This window comes from Streptomyces recifensis (assembly GCF_002154615.1).
Taxonomy (GTDB): Bacteria; Actinomycetota; Actinomycetes; order Streptomycetales; family Streptomycetaceae; genus Streptomyces; species Streptomyces griseoluteus.
In genome coordinates this window covers 1-4873 of the sequence record NZ_MUNH01000636.1, presented here as the reverse complement: position 1 = coordinate 4873, position 4873 = coordinate 1, and the positions used below count along the sequence as shown (strand labels likewise).

The following is a 4873-nucleotide window of genomic DNA, read 5'->3' as shown; positions in this document are numbered from 1 at the left end:
CGGCGGACCCCCGCTCCTCCACCTCCTCGGCGTCCTGCTCGGCGCGGGCATCCTCGTCTGGGCCTGCGTGGCCGTCACGGTGGTGTGCCGCCGGGGCCGCAGCGAGCGCCAACTCGACCAGACGCTCGACCGCCACCTGCTGCGCGCCCTCCCGCTCGGCGCCCTGGTCCTGCTGCTGCTCGCCGTCACCTACGCCTGCTGGTCCCGGCCCGGCTGGCAGTCCGCCGGGCGGCTGCCCGGCGACCCGGCGTTCGGCGCGATCATGCTGGCCCAGGGCGCCCTCGTCGTCGCCCTCGCGGCCGTCGCCCGCCGGCTGCACCGGCGTATGCCCGACCCCCGCGCCGCGATGCGCGGCCTCGGCGGACCCGCCGTCGCCCTGCTCGCGTGCGCCCTCGGCGGAGTCGCCTCCGGTGGGGTCGCCCAGCGCGTCGCCGACTGGCTGGACGGCACCCGCGCCTCGATCACCGGGCCGCCCGTCACCCTGACCTGGCAGGCGTCCGCGATCCCGCCCGTACTCGCCGTGCTCCTCGCCCTGATCGCCGTCCTGGCCCGGCGTACCGCGCGCCTCGCCCGCGCCGAGCGCCGACGGGTGCGTGCCGAGCATCCCGGCGAGCCCGAGGACCCGCACCGCACGAGGCGCATCGCCCACGTCCGCGCCATGGCCACGCTCACCGACCGCGCGCCCCTGATCCTCGCCGTCGGCTCCGTCGCCACCCTGATCGCCGGCGCGGGAGCCCTCACCGGTGCCCTCGCCACCGGGCTCGCGCCCGCCCATGCCGCCCGGGACGCCGGGACCCCCGTCCGGACCACCGCCGAGATCTGCCAGACGCTCGGCTCCTGGCTGGTCGGCGTGGGCTTCCTGCTCTTCGTCACCTGGGGACGCCGGGCCTACAAGGACGCCTCGGCCCGCCGGACCATAGGCATCCTGTGGGACGTCGGCACCTTCTGGCCGCGCGCGGCCCACCCCTTCGCGCCTCCCTGTTACGCCGAGCGCGCCGTACCCGACCTGACCTGGCGCACCGCGACCTGGACCGAGCGCACCGGCGGCCGTCTCGTCCTCTCCGGCCACTCGCAGGGCAGCGTCCTGGTCGCCGCCGCGGCGTGGCAGCTCCCGCCCGCCGTACGGCAGCGCGTCGCCCTGCTCACCTACGGCTCACCGCTGGAACGGCTCTACGGGCGCTGGTTCCCGGCCCACTTCGGCCCGGCCGCCCTCGCCGCCCTGCACCGGGACATCTGCTGCTGGCGCAACCTGCACCGCCGCACCGACCCCATCGGCGGCCCGATCCGGCTGCCCGCCGGGCACGGCACCGAGGTCGACCACGCGCCGCTGCCCGACCCGCGCGCCTACGGCCGTACCCCCGAACACCCGCTGCCCGCGCCGATCCTCGGCCACTCCGACTACCAGGAGGACCCGGTCTTCGTCCGCGAACGCGACCGCCTGCTGGCGCGCCTCCACCCCGATCTGCCCGCGCCCCGACCGGAACCCGGCCGGACATGACCCCGCCTCACGGCAGTTCGGGCAGGTCCTCCGGGTACAGCAGGGTCAGGTCGTCGGTGCTCGGGTCGGCGAACTGCGCCACCCGGCTCGCGTGCCGCTCCACCATCGCCTCGAAGGTCTGCCGCGCGGTGCGGCCGTTGCCGAACGCCGGGCCCTTCGGCAGGGCCGTGAAGTACTTCAGCAACGCCTCCGCCGTGCCGGACGCGAGCCGGTACTCGTGCTCGTCGGCCTGCTGCTCCACGATCCGCAGCAACTCCTCGGGCCCGTAGTCACCGAAGGTGATCGTCCGCGAGAAACGGGACGCCACACCGGGGTTGACCGAGAGGAAGCGCTCCATCTCCGCCGTGTAGCCCGCCACGATCACCACGACCGCGTCCCGGTGGTCCTCCATCAGCTTCACCAGGGTGTCGATGGCCTCCTTGCCGAAGTCACGCCCGGCGTCCTCCGGGGACAGCGCGTACGCCTCGTCGATGAACAGCACACCGCCACGCGCCCGTTCGAACGCCTCCTGGGTGCGGATCGCGGTGGAACCGATGTGCTCGCCCACCAGGTCGACCCGCGACACCTCCACCAGATGCCCTATCTCCAGCACCCCGAGCGCGGCCAGGATCTCGCCGTACAGCCGGGCCACCGTCGTCTTGCCGGTGCCGGGGGAGCCGGTGAAGACCAGGTGCCGCTTCACCGAGGCCGCCTTCAGGCCCGCCTTCTGGCGGCGTCTGCCCACCTCGATCATGTCGGTCAGCGCCCGCACCTCGCGCTTGACGCTCTCCAGGCCCACCAGCGCGTCGAGTTCACCCATCACGGCCTTCGGCGTACGGGACTCCCGCTCCGGCACGGGCGGCGCCGCCGCCGGCTCCGCGCCCACGGCGCGCTGCCCCGGAATCGCGCCGAGCAGTCCGCCGGTGGACGCCGGTACCGTCTGCACCGCCGTGTCCCGCGCCGCCGGGGGCCGCAGCGCGCCGCTCTCGTCGCTGGAGCACTCCTCCACGACCGGTCCGGCGCCCGTGCCCGCGTCCGGGCCGCCCTCGGCGAACTCGTAACCGCCGCGCACACACCGCTCCGTGCGGCACTTGCGCAGGGTCGTGCGGCAGCCGTCGAGCACATGGAAGCCGTAGCCGCCGCTGCCGGTCACCCGGCAGTTGACGAAGCTGCCCCGGCCGCCCGCCGAGACGTAGAACCCGGCCTCGGCCGGGCTCTCCACCGCGCAGCGCTCGATCGTCGGGTCGGCGCCCTTGGTGACGATCACGCCGGTCTGGGTGCCGTCCACCGTGCAGTTGCTCAGGGTGCCACCGCTGCCGTGGTCACGGAACCAGGCCCCGGTCGCGGCGTCCCGGATACGGCAGTCGTCGAGCTGGGCGGTCGCGCCGTCGCTCACCGAGACCGCCGTGTTGCGCACCTGGGAGAGGTCGCTGTCCACCACGTCCGCGCGGGAGCCCCGGTCCAGCACGAACAGCGCGTCCGGCACGTCGTGCACCCGGCAGGAGTCCAGCACGGCCGTCGCCCCGTCGCTCACCCAGACCGCCGGGTAGTCACCGGTGCTGTCGAAGATCTCGCACTGGTTGGCGTCCACGCGCGTGCCGGGGTCCCAGACCGACAGTCCGTTGCGCCCGAACTGGCGCACCGTGGTCCGGGTCAGGGTCAGCACCGAGCGGGAGCGCAGGTCGACCGCGTTCTCCGGGATGTCGTGGATACGGCAGTCGGCCAGCGTCAGCACCGCGTCGGTGTCGAGGGTGACGCCGTCCGCCGAGGTGCGGTGCACCTCGCAGTCGGTGAGGTGGGCGGTGGCCCGCTGGGTGACCTGCACCCCGGCGCCGCGCACCTCGTACACCTCGCAGCCGAACGCCTCCAGGGCGGTGTTCTCGCCGGTCGCGCTGAGTCCGGTGCCCGAGGCGTGGTGCACCCGGCAGCGGTCCAGGCGCGGATGGCCGCCGCCGCGCACCGCCACGCCCGCCTGGCCTGCCGAGACGACCTCGCACTCCTCGAACACCCCGGCGGCGCCGTCGAGGACGAGGACGCCGATGCCTGCCGGGTTGTCCACCGTGCAGCGGCGCACGGTCGGCCTGGCCCCGCCGCGCACCTCGATGCCGGAGGCGGAGCGGGTCACGATCCGCACGTCCAGCAGCTCGGGCGTGCCCTCCTCCACCAGCAGCGCCGGGGCGGCGCCGTCCTGGCCCTCCACATGCAGGCCCTGCACCACGGCTGAGGCCCGCACGGTCAGCGGCACGCCGTCCACGGGAGCGATCCGCACCGAGCCCGGCGCGTTGTCGGGGCCCCGCAGTGTCACCTCCCGCCGCACGACGAGGTTCTCCCGGTAGGTGCCGGGGGCGATGGTGAGGACGTCGCCGTCGGAGGCGGCCTCCAGCGCGGCCGCGAGCGACGCGTACTCACCCGTGCGGCGCCGCCACCGCGATGTGCCGGTGTGCGTCACCTGGACCGTGCCCTGTGCCATGGCGTTGCCGTGCCCCCACCTCGTGGTACTTGTGCTCGTCCGCCTCAGGGGCTCCGCAGCCGGTGCCGGGACGGCGACCGCGGAGCGCCCGAATGGGCGTTCGCGTGTGCGCGTGTTCCGGACTCCGGCGCGGCCTTCGGCTCGCTCGCGCGCGGGTCGATGCCGAAAGCGAGTCGGCCGGTCCACCGTAGCGTGCGCGCGGGTGGCGGACCGACCAGAGCCGGAACCCCGCCCGGGAGCCCGGCCCGGGTTTGACCGAGAGGCGCTGTCGGCCCGAGCCGGCCATAGCCTGGGGAAGGGCCCTAGCAGCCCGTACCGGCCTTGCCCCAGTCGGGGCCCGCCCGGTCCCAGGCGCGGTCCCAACTCGCGTACCGACGGCGGACCATGCGCCAGACCAGGAGGCGCCGCACGCTCTCGATGAGCCCGGCCACCACCACGGCGGCGCCGAAACCGGCCAGCACCGCGTGCGCCCGCGCGGTGGCGGAGTCCAGCGGCCGGGTCGTTATTCGCCCGGTCGGGTCCGTCCACAGCCTGAAGTGCTCACCCGCGCGGGGGGACTTGACGTCCGCCAGCACCGCGCCCCGGCGACGGGTGCCGTCCGGCGCGGTCCATCCGGCCAGGACCCGGGTGCGGGAGGTACGGGCCGCGCCCGTGTCGGGGTCGGCCTCGGACGCAGGCTGCGCGAGGGTGCGCAGCACGGTGGCCGTGACGAGATGACGGGTGTGCCGCTGCTCGCGCACCGAGCGCCGCAGCGAGTCCTGCGCGGCGGACCCGGTGACCGTGCCGACGACGGGCATGGCCACGAGCGTCAGCAGCAACGCCAGGAGACACACCCATGCCTCCGCGACATCGGTCGGGCGGCGCAGCGGATTGCCGCGCCAGCGCCACACCCCGCTGATGGTCTGCACGCCCCCGCCCCCTTCGCT

Annotated in this window: 2 protein-coding genes and 1 pseudogene; 1 reads left to right on the top strand and 2 read right to left on the bottom strand. The window is 75.1% G+C overall.

Going from position 1 to position 4873, the window contains the following annotated elements; genetic code table 11:
• Window positions 1-1498, top strand: a pseudogene (locus CCN33_RS27500) (hypothetical protein); the annotation flags it as partial.
• Between the two features lie 7 nt (window positions 1499-1505).
• Here the strand turns inward: CCN33_RS27500 and CCN33_RS27495 are convergent.
• Together CCN33_RS27495 and CCN33_RS27490 are read right to left on the bottom strand one after the other, a co-directional pair.
• Window positions 1506-3947 carry a right-handed parallel beta-helix repeat-containing protein gene (locus CCN33_RS27495; protein ID WP_086696124.1) on the bottom strand — a complete coding sequence of 814 codons (2442 nt, stop codon included), beginning with the start codon at window positions 3945-3947 and terminating at the stop codon, window positions 1506-1508.
• Between the two features lie 302 nt (window positions 3948-4249).
• Window positions 4250-4855, bottom strand: a complete 606-nt coding sequence (locus tag CCN33_RS27490; RefSeq protein WP_086696123.1) for an Rv1733c family protein — start codon at window positions 4853-4855, stop codon at window positions 4250-4252.
• Between the last annotated feature and the right edge of the window lie 18 nt (window positions 4856-4873).